Genomic DNA, 16,147 nt, shown 5'->3' on the forward strand with positions numbered 1-16,147 from the left:
AGGCTCCAAAAGTTCTTTTATGGAACTCGCATGCGCTGGAACGGCGCACAAGCCCTGACCGGGCGGCAATGGCATGATGGAGCGCGTGCCCGCAAAGCAAGCGAAATGACGGTACGCTGTCCGGCTCGCGACCCGTGCCTTGCCAGAAGCGCCGGGCCGGGTGAGGTTGACCCAAGCTGATTCAAAGGGGGGCTGAGCCCTGGAAATCCTGACCCTGTTGCCGCCAGTGCTGGCAATCCTCGTCGCTGCCCTGTCGCGGAATGTCTATGTCGCGCTGGGCCTTGGCCTTGTGGCGTCCGAGACGCTGATCGCGGGCGGAAATCCGGTCCTCGGATCGCTGATGTCCGCAGAGCGGTCCGTGCAGGTCATGACCGATGCGGGCAATGCGCGCGTGCTGGTTTTCTGCCTCCTGATCGGCGCGCTGATCGTGTTCATGCGGGAATCCGGCGGGGTGGATGCCACCGTCGGCCTGCTGGACCGCAAGGGCCTGACTTCCACGCCGCGCCGCGCAGGGCTTGCGCCCGCCATCGCCGGAACGCTGGTCTTCGTGGAGACCAATGTCAGCCTGCTCAGCTCCGGCGTGTTGGGGCGGCGCCTGTTCGATACGCACGGCCTGTCCCGTGAGCGGCTTGCCTATGTGATCGACTCCACGTCCGCACCGGTTTCCGCGCTGATCCTGCTGAACGGTTGGGGCGCGTACGTGCTGACGCTGGTGCAACCCTATTACGGCGAGCAGAGCCTTGGCGTCGTCGCCGGCACTGTGATGTGGAACGCCTATGCGCTGCTGACGGTGGCGGGCGTGTTCCTGACCGTCACGCTGAACCGCACCTTTGGCCCTATGCGCACGGCAGATCTGGAGGCGCGTCCGGGCGCGGCGGAGCTGGAAGAGGCGGACCACACGCCAGCCAACCGGGCGATCCATATGTGGCTGCCTTTGCTGGTGATGGTCGCAGGCTCGATCGGCTTCATGGCGTGGACGGGGAAGGGCAACATGCTGGCCGGGAGCGGCAGCCTGTCGATCCTGTGGGGCGTGTGCGTGGCGATTGCGCTGGCTGCCGTGATGCTGTGGGTCAGCAAGGTTTTCACCGGCGCAGAGATCCAGGAACGCTTCTTCCGCGGCATCGGCGAGATGGTGCCGCCGGTCACCGTTTTGCTGCTCGCCATCGCGTTCGGGGCGAGCCTGAAGGCGCTGGGGACAGGGGCCTACATGGCTGGAATTGTTTCGGATTACCTGCCGGCGGCGCTGGTGCCGATGGCGGTTTTCATCGTCGCGGGGATCACAGCGTTCATGACCGGGACGAGCTGGGGCACGTTCGGGATCATGGTGCCCATCGCGATGCCCGTGGCGCAGGCCGTGGGCTTCCCGCCGGAGCTGATGCTGGCGGCGGTGATCGGCGGCGGCGTCTTCGGCGACCACTGCTCGCCCATCTCCGATACGACCGTGATCGCAAGTCTTGCTGCAGGATGCGACCATGTCCGCCATGTCGCGACGCAGCTGCCTTATGCCGTGGCCGCGGGCACGATCACCTCGGTGATCTACCTGTTCGCCGGCCTCGCGCTCAGCTGATCCGTACACACAGCAAGACCACAACAGAAAAAGGCGCCCTCCCGGAGGAGGACGCCTTTCCTGGTGTTTCGAATCGGACTACCGAGACACTGTGCTAGCACTCGTCGCCGGTCATCTCACACCGGGGCAGTTTCGGCCTGCGCTAACAGGCTTCCCGATACCCCTTCAGGACCCGGCCGGTCGCCTGCTCGTCTTGGGAACGAGCTGGCGCGCTCGGCCGTTTCGGGCGGCCTTTTCAGGCAGCCTTCGTCCGCGGTTCCGCAGCATCTCGGGCGATGCCATCGTCACCTGTACGCCGCTGATTTCCTTCAGCTTTCTCTCCGGGTTGCCCCGTTGGGAACTGTCGTGCTTCAGCTTTGCCACCATGCTTCGGATCGCGCTCCGGTCATGGCCTACAGCCTTTCCTTCAGGGGCCTGACACCCCTCTGGAATACGCCGCCTGCTTTGTCCCTTCATCCCGCCGGGCCCTTTGCGCCGCTGCTCTCACAGCCTTGCTCCTGACCCGGATTGATCCGGGGGCGACGTGCTCTGCCTTCGTCCGTTGGCGGGTCTGCTCCCGCCGGGTTTCGTTGGCTTAACGAAACGATCTCATCAAAGCTCGCCTGAGTCGAGTCCCTGTCAAAAAATTTTCGTACTTCACGCGAAGAATTCCACAGCTTCCGTTTTGCCTGTGAAATTGTTGCACTGCACACGGATCATGCCCAATTCAGGGATGGTGGACAGATCGTCTCCCGGCACCGTGCAAAATACCGTTTAAACACCGTGTAAACGCCATGTATGGCGCCCGCCGGAAAAGTGAATTCGTCTGATTGGCGTCTGTGTCAGTCTCTGCCGCATGACAGAGCAAACCACGACCAGATCAGAAAAGACGCGTTCCCGCCGCCCGCAGGCGGAGGCCGACGCCCTGCGCCTTCTCGCGCGGGCAGCGGCCCTTGGCGGCGAAAGCCTCGCCAGCATCCGCGCCCGCCTCCAGATTCCGGAGCCGACCCTCACCGCCTGGGCCCGGCAGGACGGCTACCGGCAGGCAGACCTGAAAGCCCGCGAAGACGCCCGGAAGGAACAAGAGGCTGCGCGAGGGGAGGGGGCGGAAGAGATCGAGGCCGTCCGCCAGCAAGCCGATGAGCTGTGGGAGATGTGCGAGGAGATGCAGGACCGGCCTTCAACGGGCGCCCGGCGGCAGGTGGACCTTGCCCGCGCCCGCACGCTCGCCCTGGCAGAGGCGGGCTTCCTCGACGCGGCGGAGGAAGAGATGGCCGCCATCCGCCGCCTCGCCCGCCTGCTGTCCTTTGGCCGCGCGGGCTCGGGCGAGATGGAGCGGTTCCAGAACCAGGCGGCCGTGATCGTGCGCCAGAAAGGCCTCGAACGAGCGATGGAATATGCCCGGCGCATCAATGAGGAGGCCGAAGCCGAACGCGCCGCCCGGGACGCCGCCGGCCTGCCGCCGCTGCCCCCGCCAGAGCCCAGGCCCTGGTCAAAGGACGAGGCCGACGCCTTCTACGCCGAGCTCCGCGAAAAGGACCGCAATCGCGACTATTGGAGTGAACTGGCGGAGATTAGGCGGCGGGAGCGGGAGGAGGGTAGACTGATAGACCCCTAGCTATCTTTGATGGAGTTTTGTCCTCTTAATAAAATGCGCGTGGTCACGAAACCTAAGATCCATGCGATTCCAGCAAATACTCCAAATACGGCACCCTGAACAATCGATACAAAATACTCCAATCTTTTGTTTGGCTCGATTGTGTTTTCCGGTTCCAAAGAGTCGATCGTGTTCCGAAAATATCGATACGTGTCCGCGATGCGAGTATACGCCATTACTCCCAGAGTATCGATACGCTGTTCCAATCGCTTCCGCTCTGCAGTTTCGCGTGACAAAGCAGCCTCGATAGAATTGATTTTTGCAAGTTGGTCCTGAACTAATGTAGCGAGAGCTTTGTTTTCCGAAGCAATATCCGCAACTTTTTTGCTAGGATCGTCTGTGTCGTTTTGTTTTTTGCTTTGGTTGGCAATGATAACATTCAAACGCTTTATCTCATCTTGGTATGCAATTAGTTTCTGGTCGGAGTTGTTTTTGTCCGCCTCAAGACGATCTAGTTGCGCTTGCAATTTGGATATACTGGGAGGCTCCAAATTATGGGAATCTTGATTCAATAATGAGCCAAGCAATATTGATGACGTAGCAAAAGCGCACCACGCAAAAAACAAAGTGCCCACAATGAAGGCAAAAATTTGCTGCGCTGGAGAGAAGCTTATGAAGCGTATAGTGCCACCGCTTCTATGATAAACTTGACGCTCTGGGAAATAGCGTTCCAGAAACGATTGTTCTGTAGCGGGATCAGAATCCGGTTTATTTGTCATTCGTCAGTTTCTCTTCCAGGAATCAAGAAGGGCTTTGGTTCTTCCCGGTACCGAGTGAATACGTTCACCGTAAACTTGGCTATTTCCCGTAAGCGCCGATTCAACGATACTTTGGACTTCAACAGACGCGGAGTTCAGTTTTTCCAGTTGCTCAATAAGCTCGACGCTTCGAGCATAACTTCCACTATCTTCGAAAGCTCGTGCTAGAGATATCGATAGTCGGGGAGCAGTCTCTTTATGATTTAAAAGTCTATCAAATATCTCATTTGCGAGGGCTGATGCGTCTTTTCCTCGTCCATTGAATGCTTGGAAGCGACCGATGAACCCATAAGGTGCTTCTCCAAGAGAAACAGTAAATGCTGGTCTATTGCGCCCCATTACAAAGCCGATTTCCTGATCGGTCCATTTGCTCTCATGAAAGCCCGGATGTAGGAGTGCGACAAGCACATCGCAAGTTCGTAGCGATTTCTCTATCGCGTCTTGCCATTCTGTAGTCGGTTCCACGTCATTGTGGGCTACGAAACTGGAGATGCCAAATTTCTTGAATCCATTTTGCAGGTCTGCAGCAAACTTCTGTTGGGATGACAAGTGTGAGATGAATATGTTGAATCTACTGTTTACAGATAAATGACCTACTGCTTCTTGGGTATTGCTTTCCTGAAGCCCTGCGGCTTCAGCAATAGTGGTCAGAGTGGCGTCTGTGGCGGTCTTTATCATACTCATGATGTACGATTTCCTGTTGCCTCCCTCCCATTCATCTGTGGTATTGGCGCCGCAACTTTCCAAGACAAGATCAATGTAATTCCAATCTTCTGAAGACAATTCTTCGCTGATTTGCTTAATCAACTTGATGCGCTCAGGGATGTTCAATTCTACCTCCAAAATGGAATCGTAGTCTCTATCCGGGACAAACTCTCAATACCTTGATACGTAAATAATTTTCTATTGAAGGTGGCAAGTATTTTATTGCTCTTTATTCCTAGTTCTGCCCGAAGGTGGGGTTGATTATGCGGGCGTCGCCTATGATCGAGTTGGCCGGTGTTACCCATCGCGGTGCTTGAGCATTGGTTTTTGTCCAATACCACGGTCCTAATAGCTAAAAGCTCGATAGCCCCAGCTCTTCCTCCCGTAGCCGCTTCACCTCGTCCCTCAGACGCGCAGCTTCTTCGAACTCCAGGTTCGCGGCGGCTTCGCGCATCTGCTTCTCATAGTCGGCGATGACGGCCTTGAGATTGTGGCCGCTGCCGCCCTCGAGGGCGGGGGCCTTGTCCTCTGCCACGGCGCGGGTGCGGCCGCGGGACTTGCCGCCATCCTTGCCGCGGCCCCGGCCTTTGGCCGAGACGTCCTTCTTCTCGCCGAGCTCGCTGAGGATGTCGGCGACGTCGCGGCGGATCGTGGTCGGCGTGATGCCGTGTTCCTCATTATAGGCCTGCTGCTTGGCGCGGCGGCGGTCCGTCTCGTCCATGGCGCGCTGCATGGAGCCGGTCACCTTGTCCGCATAGAGAACAACGCGCGCCTCGGCGTTGCGCGCCGCGCGGCCGATGGTCTGCACGAGGCTGGTCTCCGAGCGCAGGAAGCCTTCCTTGTCCGCATCGAGGATGCCGACAAAGCCGCACTCCGGAATGTCGAGCCCCTCGCGCAGCAAATTGATGCCGACCAGCACGTCGAACACGCCAAGGCGCAGGTCGCGGATGATCTCGATCCGCTCGATCGTGTCGACGTCGGAGTGCATGTAGCGCACGCGCACGCCGTTCTCGTGCAGGAAGTCCGTCAGGTCTTCCGCCATCTTCTTGGTCAGCGTCGTGATGAGGGAGCGCATGCCGTTTGCGGCGACGGCCTTCACCTCGGCCATGACATCGTCCACCTGGTTGGCGCCGTCGTTCGAGACGGGGCGGACCTCGACCGGCGGGTCGAGCAGGCCGGTGGGGCGGATGACCTGTTCGGTGAACACGCCGCCGGTGCGCTCCAGCTCCCACGGGCCGGGGGTGGCGGAGACGTGCACCGTCTGCGGGCGCATGGCGTCCCATTCCTCGAACTTCAGCGGACGGTTGTCCATGCAGGAGGGCAGGCGGAAGCCGTATTCGGCCAGCGTCGATTTGCGGCTGAAGTCGCCTTTGAACATGGCGCCGATCTGGGGGATCGTCTGGTGGCTCTCATCGGCGAAGACGAGGGCGTTGTCGGGCAGGTATTCGAACATGGTCGGCGGCGGCTCGCCCGGCTTGCGGCCGGTGAGGTAGCGGGAATAGTTCTCGATGCCGTTGCAGCTGCCCGTGGCGGCCAGCATCTCGATGTCATACTGCACGCGCTGTTCGATGCGCTGGGCCTCCAGCAGTTTCCCGTGCTTCTGGAAGTGCGCGATGGTGGATTTCAGCTCCGACTTGATCTGCTCGATGGCCTGGTTGAGCGTCGGGCGCGGCGTGACGTAGTGGCTGTTGGCGTAGATCTTGATCGCGGGCAGCTTCTGCTGCGTGCGGCCGGTGAGGGGGTCGAACTCGGTGATGCTCTCCAGCTCGTCGCCGAAGAAGGAGAGCTTCCAGGCGCGGTCCTCATAGTGGGCGGGGAAGATGTCCATCACGTCGCCCTTGATGCGGAACGAGCCGCGGACGAAGTTGATGTCGTTGCGCACATACTGGTTCGCCACGAGGCGCTCTGCCACCGCGCGCGGGTCGATGCGCTGGCCCTCCTCCAGCTTGAAGGTCATCGACGTATAGGTCTCGACCGAGCCGATGCCGTAGATGCACGAGACCGAGGCGACGATGATCACGTCGTCGCGCTCCAGGATCGCGCGGGTGGCCGAGTGGCGCATCCGGTCGATGGCCTCGTTGATGGAGGATTCCTTCTCGATATAGAGGTCCGACCGCGGCACATAGGCCTCCGGCTGGTAATAGTCGTAGTAGGAGACGAAATACTCCACCGCATTGTCGGGGAAGAAGGATTTGAACTCGCCATAGAGCTGCGCGGCGAGCGTCTTGTTGGGGGCGAGGATCAGGGCCGGGCGCTGGGTCGCCTCGATGATCTTGGCCATGGTGAAGGTCTTGCCCGTGCCCGTCGCGCCGAGGAGGACCTGGTCGCGTTCGCCGGCCTGGATGCCCTCGACGAGCTCCGGAATGGCCGTGCGCTGGTCGCCCGCCGGCTCATACGGGGAGGCGACCCGCAGCGGCCGGGAATCGTCGACGCTGACCCAGTTGCGGTCCGGCCGGTGGGGCGTCCAGTTGTCCGACGGCAGCGCCCCCGCCGCATCACGCGCGAAGCCGTCCGCCCCGAACATCATGGGCATTTCAGATACGCCTTTGGAGGGAGACCGGGCCATGCCCCGAGATATGGAGCGGGGGAGGGAGCGTGTCTAGGGTGTTCTTGTTGTGTTCGGTGCTGAGTGCACGCCTCGGACGCGGCGGCCGCAGGGCCCGGTTTGCCCACAGGGCCGCTAAGAGGTAAAATCTAAAGAAAAACAGGGAGAGGTAGGAAATGACTCAATCATTGTTTGAGCGGCTGGGTGGGGAATCCGGCATCACGCAACTCGCCAGCGACCTTGTCGACATTCATCTCGCCAACCCGGCGATCAACCAGCGCTATGTCGATTCCGACGTTGCAGCAGTGAAGAAAGGCGCGGCGGAGTTCTTCATCACCGGCACAGGCGGCCCCGCCGTCTACAAGGGCAAGGACATGATCGGCACGCATCGCGGCATGAACATTTCCAATGACGAGTTCATGGCCGTGCTCGACGACGTGCTCCAGGCGCTCGACAAGAACAATGTTGGCCAGCGCGAAAAGGAAGAAGTCCTGTTCACCTTCTTCAGTATGAAGAACGAAGTGGTCGGCCAGTAGCCGCTATTTCGCCTTTCCAGGTCTGCCAGTGGGGTGTGCGGTGTTCCCATCGTGGCGCCCCCGCCATATCGCGCGCGAAGCCATCCCCCTCGAAGATCGCCGGAGCTCCCGAAGCAGTTTTGGAGGGAGACCGAGCCATGCCCTGAGATATGGAGCGGCACTGTCTAGGGTGTTCTTGTTGTGTTCGATCGGGGTGACTGAGACGGAAAAGCCCCCGCGCCAACAAGCTGCAATACCACCGTAAAATAAATGACATACAACACATAAAAAAGTGTCATAAAACCGATATAGGGGACCCAGAAAATTGTAGGATTGAGGGGCAGGATGCGCACTTGTTGCAAGTTTCTGGCAGGCAGCTGCCTGGCCATTTTCTCGTGCTTTGCTCCTTCCGCAGCGGCGGAAGAAGGCTGGGAGATCAAGCCGTCTTTTCGTGGCCAGGTCGACTACACCTGGGCAGACGCATCCCGGTCCGATTTTACGGTGGATAGCGCGGAACTTCGACAATTCCGCGCTGGAATTACAGCAAAGAAGAGCGGCGCCGAATGGAAAGCCGAACTTGTCACGGACGATGATGGCAATGTCGCCGTCACAGATGTCTATTTCAAAAAGGCGCTCGCGGCGCCCGGGTGGTCCGTCCGTCTCGGGCATTTCAAGACAGCGAACTCCCTAGACGAGCAGACTTCGGAATGGGTCTCCGGAGATTTTGAACGTGCCGCTTTCACTGACGCATTCGAGTTCGAGCGGCGGTTGGGCGTCCAACTGGAGCGGATCGGCGACGTCCATTCATTTTACGCAGGTGTGTTCGCATCCAATGTGAACGATGAGGCCTTTTCCGAGGGGCATGCAATTGCGGGGCGTTATGTGTTCACGCCAAAGCGCCCGGAAGGTGAAGTTTTGCACATCGGTTTGTCCGCGCGCTGGCGGGAAGCGGGAGGCAGTCTTCCGGATTTCCGCTATCGGCAACGTCCGTTTACGCATAATGCGGGCCGCGTTGTTGCCACGCCTCGATTAGGGGGCAAAGACCTGTTTGCGGGAGCGGAGTTTGCCTGGCTGAAAGGTCCGGCATGGATTGCAGCAGAAGCCGCTATTCTTTCAGACGACATGACGGGAGGCGGCAACGCCACCTTTACCGGCGGGTACCTGGAGGCTGGGTACATGCTGGGCGGGCGGCGCACCTACAAGGGGCACAAATTCGACCGCCCCAAAATCGACAGGCCCGTCACGGAGGGAGGGCCGGGGGCTCTGCTGACAGCGGTCCGCTACGATACGCTGGACCTTGAAGACGGCGATGTGAACGGCGGCAAACTGGACACGCTGATACTGGCACTCGACTGGTACCTCACCTCGCGCATCCATGCCGGGATTAACTTTTTCCGCAGCGAACCGGAATTCGGTTCGGTGGATGGGGGGATCGATCCGGCCTTCGCGGCAGCATGGCTGGCTGGCGAAACGGGGGATACGATCACTGGCGCGACGTTCAGGATTCAGTTTGAATACTGAGCCGGTTTCCAGGCTGCCTTATGGACTCATTTCCCATTCCACGGATACTCCGGGGAAAACCAGAATGAGGAAACGCCGTGACCCCACTCACCGAAGCCCGCATCGCGAATGTTCGCAATCATATGGCGCTGGAGGTGACGCATGATTGGGATGCGGTGATCGCGACGTTTGAGCATCCGCGTTACGAGATGCATGGCGGCGGGCAGGTGTTCGATGGGGAGGCGGCGGTGCGGCGCTATTTCGAACTTTCGCGCACGCCCTTCCCGGACCAGGACAATGAGATCATCTCCATCGCGGCGGACGAGGCCAGGGACACGGTTCTGGTCGAGTTCTGGCTGACCGGTACGCATACCGGGCCGCTGCGAGTGGGCGACAAGGTGATCGAGCCGACGGGGCGGAGCTTCCGGGTAAGGATGGCGGCGACGTTCGAGTTCGCGCCGAACAGCGACCGCATCATCTGCGAGCGGCCCTATTTCGATCAGGGCGCCGTGCTGCGGGCGCTGGATCTAGCCTGACGGCCTCAGATCACGCGGAAGAGGTGTTCCAGGGCGAAGAAGATGATCGCGGCTAGCACGGCTGAGGCCGGGACGGTGATCAACCAGGCAGCGGCGACCGTGTTGACGTGAGCGCGGCGTACGAGCTTGCGGGCAGCATTGCGGCGCTGGACGCCGGCATATTGTGTCTTCGATGCGTTCGGCGCGGTGGCATGGATGTAGCGCAGGCGCGTCCGCGAGTTCGCGGTGAACCATTCCCGGAAGAAGCCGACGCCGAACACGGCGCCCACGGCGATATGCGTGGACGAGACCGGCAGGCCCAGCCAGCTGGCGATGATCACGGTGACGGCAGCGGCCAGCGCGACGCAATAGGCGCGCATCGGGTTCAGCTTGGTGATCGACTCGCCGACCATGCGGATCAGTTTCGGCCCGAACAGGACGAGGCCGAAGGAGATGCCTGCGGCGCCGATCAGCATGACCCAGAGCGGGATGTGGACTTTGGAGGCAACTTCGCCCGCCTCGACGGCATGGACGATGGCGGCCAGCGGGCCGATGGCGTTGGCGACGTCGTTGGCGCCATGCGCAAATGACAGCAGCGCGGCGGAGAAGATCAGCGGCCACACGAAGAGCTGACGCAGCGACTGGTTGCGGTTCGGCATGCCGCGCGACTGGCGCTTGATCAACGGATGCGTGACCAGCCAGGCGAGTACCGCAATGCCGGCGCCGATCATCAGCGCGTGCGGCATGTCGATGGAGATCAGTTTCTTGACGCCTTTCAGCGACATGTAGGTACCGAAGGCGCCGGCCATTAGTGCAATCAGGACCGGCACCCAGCGGCGCGCGGCAGCGATCTTGTCTTCCCGGTAGATGATGAAGATCTTGATGAAGGCCAGCACGCTGGCCGCGATGATGCCGCCGAGGACGGGCGAGATCACCCAGCTGGCGGCGATGGAGGCCATGGTGGGCCAGTGCACCGCACCGAAACCTGCCGCGGCGATGCCAGCGCCCATCACGCCGCCGACGACGGCATGGGTGGTGGAAACCGGCGCGTTCAGCACGGTGGCGAGGTTCACCCAGAGCGCCGAGGAGATCAGCGCGGCCATCATCAGCCAGACGAACGTCTCAGTCGTGGCCACCTTTGAGGGGTCGATGATGCCCTTGGAGATCGTCGAGACGACGTCGCCGCCGGCGAGCAGGGCACCAGCGCTTTCGCAGATGGCGGCAATGACCAGCGCGCCTCCGATGGTGAGCGCCTTAGATCCGACCGCGGGGCCGACATTATTCGCTACGTCATTGGCGCCGATATTGAGCGCCATATAGCCGCCGATAGCGGCTGCGGCGACGATAATGAGACCATTGTCGTGGCCACCCATAAGGGCGCCGCCGATGACGATAATAGCCGCCAGGAACAGGAAGCCGAGTCCCGGCGCGACGACGCTTCGCGCGGTGGCCTGGACGGCGGCTTCTGCCCTGCCAAGTTTGGCAAGGTCCTTGTCCAGGGTTTTCTTGGCGAGTGTCGGTTCCTTGCCTTCGGTCATGAGAGCCCCTTCACATGCAGGCGTTGAGCCGCATCAGCCGCATGCCGCAGAAATTTTCAACCGAATTCGAAAGATCAGGCTGCAGATGTCATAAGACTGTCATGAAACTCATGATTTGAGCGCGAAGATGACGGCTTGGAAGTTCCGGCCGATCATGTTCGCGCGGTCGTAGAAGAAGTCCGCGGCGGCGGGATTCGGCATCAGCTCGTCCACGGTCTGGCGGAACAGGCCCAGCCAGCGCGTGAAATGCGCCTCGTTGATGCGGTCGGACAGGCGCAGATGCGGCGGCATCGGGCGGCCGTCATAGCGCCGCGTGCCGAGCGCAACGGCGGACCAGAAATCCTTCAGCTTCGCCAGGTGCGGGCCCCAGTCCTCGCCCAGCGCGCCCTGGAAGATCGGGCCGAGCAGATCGTCCTCGCGCACACGGCCATAGAAGGTCTCGACGAGCTGCGAGACCAGCGCCTCGTCAATGCCGAGGGCTGCCGCATTGCGTTCCATCGCAGCCTGGCGTTCTTCGCCGGAGCGGCGGAGGGTGTCGGTCATGGGATGCGTTCTGTTCCGATTCTATTCCTGGGGCGGCTCGACCTGTGGCGGCGTCACCGGCGCGCTGAACGCCTTGCGCACGACCCAAGCCGTGATGCCCACCATGATCACGATGAGGCAGCCAAACCCGATCAGGGCGTAGATTGCGAGATTGTCGACCGTCAGATTCCCCATGATAGCCTCCTGCGCGGTTGCGATTTCTGTCGGGAGGGTCGGGCCTGACCCCAGAAAAATCAATACGTAACCTTACAGAGTGACCGGACGCGCCACCGTGCGCGCCGCTTGCGCCGGCGGGCAGACCTGCGGCATAGGCCGGGCATGCCTGCGGCCCAGCCCCTCTCTTATGATGCGATCGTGCTCGGTGCCGGGGCGGCGGGCCTGTTCTGCGCCGCGCGGATGGGGCAGGCGGGCCAGCGCGTCATCGTGCTGGACCATGCCGCCAAGCCCGCAGAGAAAGTGCGCATCTCTGGCGGGGGCCGGTGTAATTTCACCAATCTCGAAACCGCCGCGAACCGCTTCATCAGCCAGAACCCGCATTTCGCGAAGTCGGCGCTCGCCCGCTACACACCGTGGGACTTCACCAGCCTCATGGCCGCCCACGGCCTGACCTGGCACGAGAAGACGCTGGGACAGCTGTTCTGCGACCAGAAATCCGGCGCGATCATCCAGATGCTACTGGACGAACTGGCCGCCGGGCAGGGGGACCTTCGCCTCGAGACTTCGATCAAGGCGGTGACCCATGCCGATGGCCGGTTCCGGGTGGAGACTTCCAGCGGCGACTACACCGCGCCGAAACTGGTGGTGGCGACCGGCGGGCTTTCCATCCCGAAGATGGGCGCGACGGGCCTCGCCTATGACATCGCGCGCCAGTTCGGGCACGAGATCGTGCCGACGCGGGCGGCGCTCGTGCCGTTCGTGTTCACCGGCGCAGACCATGAAGACTTCGCTTCGATCTCCGGCGTCGCCTGCGACGTGCGCGCGGCGGCAGGCGGGGCGGCCTTCGAGGAGGCGATGCTGTTTACGCACCGTGGCCTTTCCGGTCCGGCCATCCTGCAGGTGTCGTCTTATTGGTCTCCGGGGGAGGCGGTGACGCTGACCCTGCTGCCGGGCACCGACATTGCCGGGCAGCTGAAAGACGTGAAGCATGACCGCCCGATGCAGACGCTGGGCACGGCACTCGAAAGCCTGTTCGCGAAACGGCTGGCAGAGCTGGTGCTGCGCCGGCAAGGCCTGGACCCCGCCGCGCGGCTGGCCGACCTCTCGCATGCCAAACTGGATGACTTCGCCGCCGCGCTCACCAACTGGCAGGCGCGCCCGGCAGGCACGGAAGGCTATCGCACAGCGGAAGTGACGGCCGGCGGCGTCGATACCGCCGGGCTTTCCTCCCGCACCTTGGAGAGCCGCCTTGTGCCGGGCCTCCACTTCATTGGCGAATGCGTGGATGTCACCGGCTGGCTCGGCGGCTACAATTTCCAATGGGCCTGGGCGAGCGCCGCCGCTGCCGCCGAACGCCCTAGCTGAGCTTGTAGCGGATCGGCAGGCTTTTCAGGCCGGAGACGAAGTTCGCCCGCGTGCTTTTCGGCTCGCCCGCCAGTTCGATCGACTCAAGGCGCGGCAGAAGCTCGTTCAGCAGCGCTTTGATCTCCATCCGGGCGAGGTGCATGCCGAGGCAGACATGAACGCCATAGCCGAAAGCGACCTGCTTCTTCACATCCCGGTCGACCCGGAATTCGAACGGATCGTCGAAGACCTCCTCGTCACGGTTTCCTGACCAGTAGAAGATGCAGAGACCGTCACCTTTTTTGATGGTCTTTCCACGGAGCGTGTAATCCTCGGTCGCCGTGCGCATGAAATGTTTCACCGGCGTCGTCCAGCGGATCATCTCCTCGATGGCGTTCGGCAGCAGGGAGAGGTCGTTCTTCAGTTTTGCCAGCTGGTCCGGGTTTTTGATCAGTTCGAGCATGCCGCCGGAGACAGTCGAGCTGGTCGTGTCATGCCCGGCCGTGGCGACGATGATGTAATAGCTCATCGCCTCGCGCTCACCGATCGGCTGGCCGTCGATCTGGCCATTGGCGATAACGGTCGAGACGTCGTCACGCGGATTGGCGCGGCGGTCTTCGGTGATGGCGCCGAAATACTGGAACAGTTCCTGCGCCGTCTTGAGGAGGTCGACGCCCTCGTCGCTGGTGACAGTCTGGCCGCTGTCCGACTTGTTGTCGCTTTCGCCCGCCACGTCCGGATCGCTGGGACCGAAGATTTCCTGCGTCATCTTCAGCATGAATTTTTCGTCCGATCTCGGTACGCCGAGAATCTCCATGATCACGCGGAGCGGATACCAGAGGGCAACTTCCTTCACGAAGTCGCACTCGCCGCCGAGGCTGGCCATGTGGTCGACATGTTCCTTCGCGATTTCGGCGACACGGGCCTCCAGCTTGCGCAAATTCGGCGGCATGAACCAAGCCTGCGTCAGCGCGCGCAGCTTCATGTGAACGGGATCGTCGAGATCCACCAGCGTGCGGAAGAGGTGGCTGTCGCCGGTCATCGACATGATCCATTCCTCGCCCGACTTTGGGCTCAGATAGGTGCGGTCATGGTTGATGAAGATCTTGTTGTTCTTCTCGACTTCCAGAATGTCGGCATGCTTGGTGACCGACCAGAAAGGGCGGAAGCCATCCGGCTCCGTCCAGTGCAGCGGGTCGTCCTGTCTCAGCTTTGTGTAGACGTCGTGGATTTCCCAACTGGCATAAAGGTCCGGATGGACGATCTCGTCATCCAGCGTGTCGCGCTTGAAGCCCGGAAAAACGGTGGGTGTTCCGTCGGCCATGAATTCCTCCCTTTTCTTTTGGGGAAGCAGACGACGTCCGGCGGCGCGCCGTCAAGCCGTGCCGCCGGGAAAATGCCGGGTTCCCAAAGGCTGGCGGGGCTGTGGCGGCAGTCTGGCGGGCGCGTGGCGTCCACGTGGCGTGGCGGGAAGGTAAATTTCAGGCTCTTTCTGGTGGACAGAAACGAACCTTGCTATCGGAGCTTATCATGCAGTTTCACGCCGACACCGCCAAAATCAAACGCTGGCGCGAGGAGCGCCATTGGTCCCAGGAGCACCTGGCGGACCTCGCCGGAATCGGCTTGCGCACCATCCAGCGGATCGAGCACGGGGAGAAAGCCTCCCGGGATACGCTGACGGCGCTGGCGGCGGCCTTCAATGTCGACGTCATGGCGCTGACTGTGGATGCCCAATCCGAAGCCCGGGCCAAGGAGAAGCAGAAAATCGCCCGCGGCCGCGCTGCGCTGCGGCTGTCCTTCTGGATCAGCTTTGCGAGCTACGTCTTTGGCATGATCCTGTTCACCGGCATTAATATCACCACCGGAAGCTATACGATGTTGCCAGCCATGATCTGGTGGACCGTCGGCACAGCCGGTCACGGCCTCGCCGTGGTCCTGTTTGAACTGGTCGCCCGCCACAAGGAAATGATGAGCGCGGCCGAGTAAATTCAGGCTGCCTCATTCCGGACACCAGTTCCGCCGTGGGTTGTCGCTTGACGAAAGGGGCGGGCGAGATCAAACGCTGCGCACATGAACGACACCGTCCAGCCCCCTCAGCAAGCAGACACGCCAGCACGCAGGGCGATGCTGCTCGGCGGCGTGTTGCTGGCGGTGGTGCTGCTCGTGTTTGGCCTCGGAAAGCTGGGCATTCTGCCGAGCGGGGAGGCGATGACCGCCTGGATGGATGGCATGGCCGACAGCCCCTGGGGCTTACCGGCGCTGATCATTGTCTTCTGCGTTGCGGCCTTCCTGGGGGTACCTCAGTTTGCGCTGATCGCCGCGGCCGTGGCTGTCTTCGGTCCCTGGGCCGGCGGGGCGTATTCCTGGATCGCGACCATGGTGTCGGGGGCGCTGACGTTTTATGTCGGGCGTCTGACAGGGGAGCAGGCCTTCCGCCGCTATGCCGGCAAGACCGCGAACCGGCTGGCCGGCTTCATCGGGCGCAATGCCTTTGTCGCCAGCGCCGTCGTGCGCAACGTCCCGACCGGGCCGCTTCTGCTGGTCAACATGGCATTCGGCGTTAGCCATGCGCGCTTCCTGCCTTACTGGGCGGGCATGGGCGTCGGCACGATCCCGAAGATCATCCTGGTTGCCTTTGCCGGGCGCAGCCTGCTGGCCGCGCTGCAGGGCAATCCGGTGACCGCCATCCTTGCCGCGCTGGCCGCAGTTGCCGTTTATGCGGTCATCGCCCTTTGGGTGCGCCAGCGCGTGCGAAAATCGGGGCAATCTGTTGCCCTGATCGGTTCAGGCGCGGTTGACAATTCGGACGATCTGCCGGAATAACC

Annotated in this window: 15 protein-coding genes; 8 read left to right on the plus strand and 7 right to left on the minus strand. The window is 61.5% G+C overall.

All coding sequences use genetic code 11. The annotated features are described in order from the left end of the window. Positions 1–226: 226 nt before the first annotated feature. Both R3C98_RS06000 and R3C98_RS06005 read left to right on the plus strand, forming a co-directional pair. Positions 227–1,567 (plus strand): Na+/H+ antiporter NhaC family protein, encoded by a 1,341-nt coding sequence (locus R3C98_RS06000; RefSeq protein ID WP_371313337.1) that lies wholly within the window; start codon positions 227–229, stop codon positions 1,565–1,567. A gap of 835 nt (positions 1,568–2,402) precedes the next feature. Next, positions 2,403–3,164, plus strand: coding sequence for a hypothetical protein (locus tag R3C98_RS06005; RefSeq protein ID WP_371313205.1), 762 nt, complete (start codon positions 2,403–2,405; stop codon positions 3,162–3,164). On the opposite strand, the gene R3C98_RS06010 is transcribed toward R3C98_RS06005, so the two are convergent. The 3 genes from R3C98_RS06010 to uvrB all read right to left on the minus strand — a co-directional run bounded on the left by R3C98_RS06010 (position 3,161) and on the right by uvrB (position 7,232). Further along, positions 3,161–3,922 carry a DUF5930 domain-containing protein gene (locus tag R3C98_RS06010; RefSeq protein WP_371313206.1) on the minus strand — a complete coding sequence of 254 codons (762 nt, stop codon included), beginning with the start codon at positions 3,920–3,922 and terminating at the stop codon, positions 3,161–3,163. The genes R3C98_RS06005 and R3C98_RS06010 overlap by 4 nt on opposite strands. A gap of 3 nt (positions 3,923–3,925) precedes the next feature. Next, positions 3,926–4,792: a toll/interleukin-1 receptor domain-containing protein gene (locus tag R3C98_RS06015; RefSeq protein WP_371313207.1), complete on the minus strand. Its 867-nt coding sequence runs from the start codon at positions 4,790–4,792 to the stop codon at positions 3,926–3,928. Between the two features lie 226 nt (positions 4,793–5,018). After that, positions 5,019–7,232 (minus strand): excinuclease ABC subunit UvrB, encoded by a 2,214-nt coding sequence (uvrB, locus tag R3C98_RS06020; protein WP_371313208.1) that lies wholly within the window; start codon positions 7,230–7,232, stop codon positions 5,019–5,021. Between the two features lie 155 nt (positions 7,233–7,387). On the opposite strand from uvrB, the gene R3C98_RS06025 reads away from it, so the two are divergent. The 3 genes from R3C98_RS06025 (at position 7,388) to R3C98_RS06035 (ending at position 9,762) form a co-directional block, all read left to right on the plus strand. After that, a complete protein-coding gene (locus R3C98_RS06025) occupies positions 7,388–7,747 on the plus strand; it encodes a group 1 truncated hemoglobin (RefSeq protein ID WP_371313209.1) in 360 nt (119 codons plus the stop codon). A 324-nt stretch (positions 7,748–8,071) separates the two neighbouring features. Then, positions 8,072–9,247: an OprO/OprP family phosphate-selective porin gene (locus tag R3C98_RS06030; RefSeq protein ID WP_371313210.1), complete on the plus strand. Its 1,176-nt coding sequence runs from the start codon at positions 8,072–8,074 to the stop codon at positions 9,245–9,247. A 77-nt stretch (positions 9,248–9,324) separates the two neighbouring features. Continuing rightward, positions 9,325–9,762, plus strand: coding sequence for an ester cyclase (locus R3C98_RS06035; protein WP_371313211.1), 438 nt, complete (start codon positions 9,325–9,327; stop codon positions 9,760–9,762). Positions 9,763–9,767: 5 nt separating this feature from the next. On the opposite strand, the gene R3C98_RS06040 is transcribed toward R3C98_RS06035, so the two are convergent. The 3 genes from R3C98_RS06040 to R3C98_RS06050 all read right to left on the minus strand — a co-directional run bounded on the left by R3C98_RS06040 (position 9,768) and on the right by R3C98_RS06050 (position 11,996). Next, entirely contained in the window at positions 9,768–11,279 is a 1,512-nt protein-coding gene (locus R3C98_RS06040) for an inorganic phosphate transporter (protein ID WP_371313212.1), read from the minus strand. A 108-nt stretch (positions 11,280–11,387) separates the two neighbouring features. Further along, positions 11,388–11,822: a group III truncated hemoglobin gene (locus tag R3C98_RS06045; RefSeq protein ID WP_371313213.1), complete on the minus strand. Its 435-nt coding sequence runs from the start codon at positions 11,820–11,822 to the stop codon at positions 11,388–11,390. Between the two features lie 21 nt (positions 11,823–11,843). Continuing rightward, positions 11,844–11,996, minus strand: a complete 153-nt coding sequence (locus R3C98_RS06050; RefSeq protein WP_371313214.1) for a hypothetical protein — start codon at positions 11,994–11,996, stop codon at positions 11,844–11,846. A 144-nt stretch (positions 11,997–12,140) separates the two neighbouring features. Between R3C98_RS06050 and R3C98_RS06055 the strand changes: the two genes are divergently transcribed. Next, positions 12,141–13,343 (plus strand): NAD(P)/FAD-dependent oxidoreductase, encoded by a 1,203-nt coding sequence (locus R3C98_RS06055; RefSeq protein ID WP_371313215.1) that lies wholly within the window; start codon positions 12,141–12,143, stop codon positions 13,341–13,343. Here R3C98_RS06055 and R3C98_RS06060 read toward each other — a convergent pair. Then, entirely contained in the window at positions 13,336–14,646 is a 1,311-nt protein-coding gene (locus R3C98_RS06060) for a cytochrome P450 (RefSeq protein WP_371313216.1), read from the minus strand. The two genes, R3C98_RS06055 and R3C98_RS06060, sit on opposite strands and share 8 nt — an antisense overlap. A 206-nt stretch (positions 14,647–14,852) precedes the next feature. Between R3C98_RS06060 and R3C98_RS06065 the strand changes: the two genes are divergently transcribed. Next, the gene (locus R3C98_RS06065; RefSeq protein ID WP_371313217.1) at positions 14,853–15,308 is read left to right on the plus strand and encodes a helix-turn-helix domain-containing protein; all 456 of its coding nucleotides are present in this window, start codon (positions 14,853–14,855) and stop codon (positions 15,306–15,308) included. An 84-nt stretch (positions 15,309–15,392) separates the two neighbouring features. Further along, positions 15,393–16,145 carry a TVP38/TMEM64 family protein gene (locus R3C98_RS06070; protein ID WP_371313218.1) on the plus strand — a complete coding sequence of 251 codons (753 nt, stop codon included), beginning with the start codon at positions 15,393–15,395 and terminating at the stop codon, positions 16,143–16,145. Positions 16,146–16,147: the final 2 nt, after the last annotated feature.

Origin of the sequence: Hyphomonas sp. (assembly GCF_041398465.1) — a bacterium.
Classification (GTDB): domain Bacteria; phylum Pseudomonadota; class Alphaproteobacteria; order Caulobacterales; family Hyphomonadaceae; genus Hyphomonas.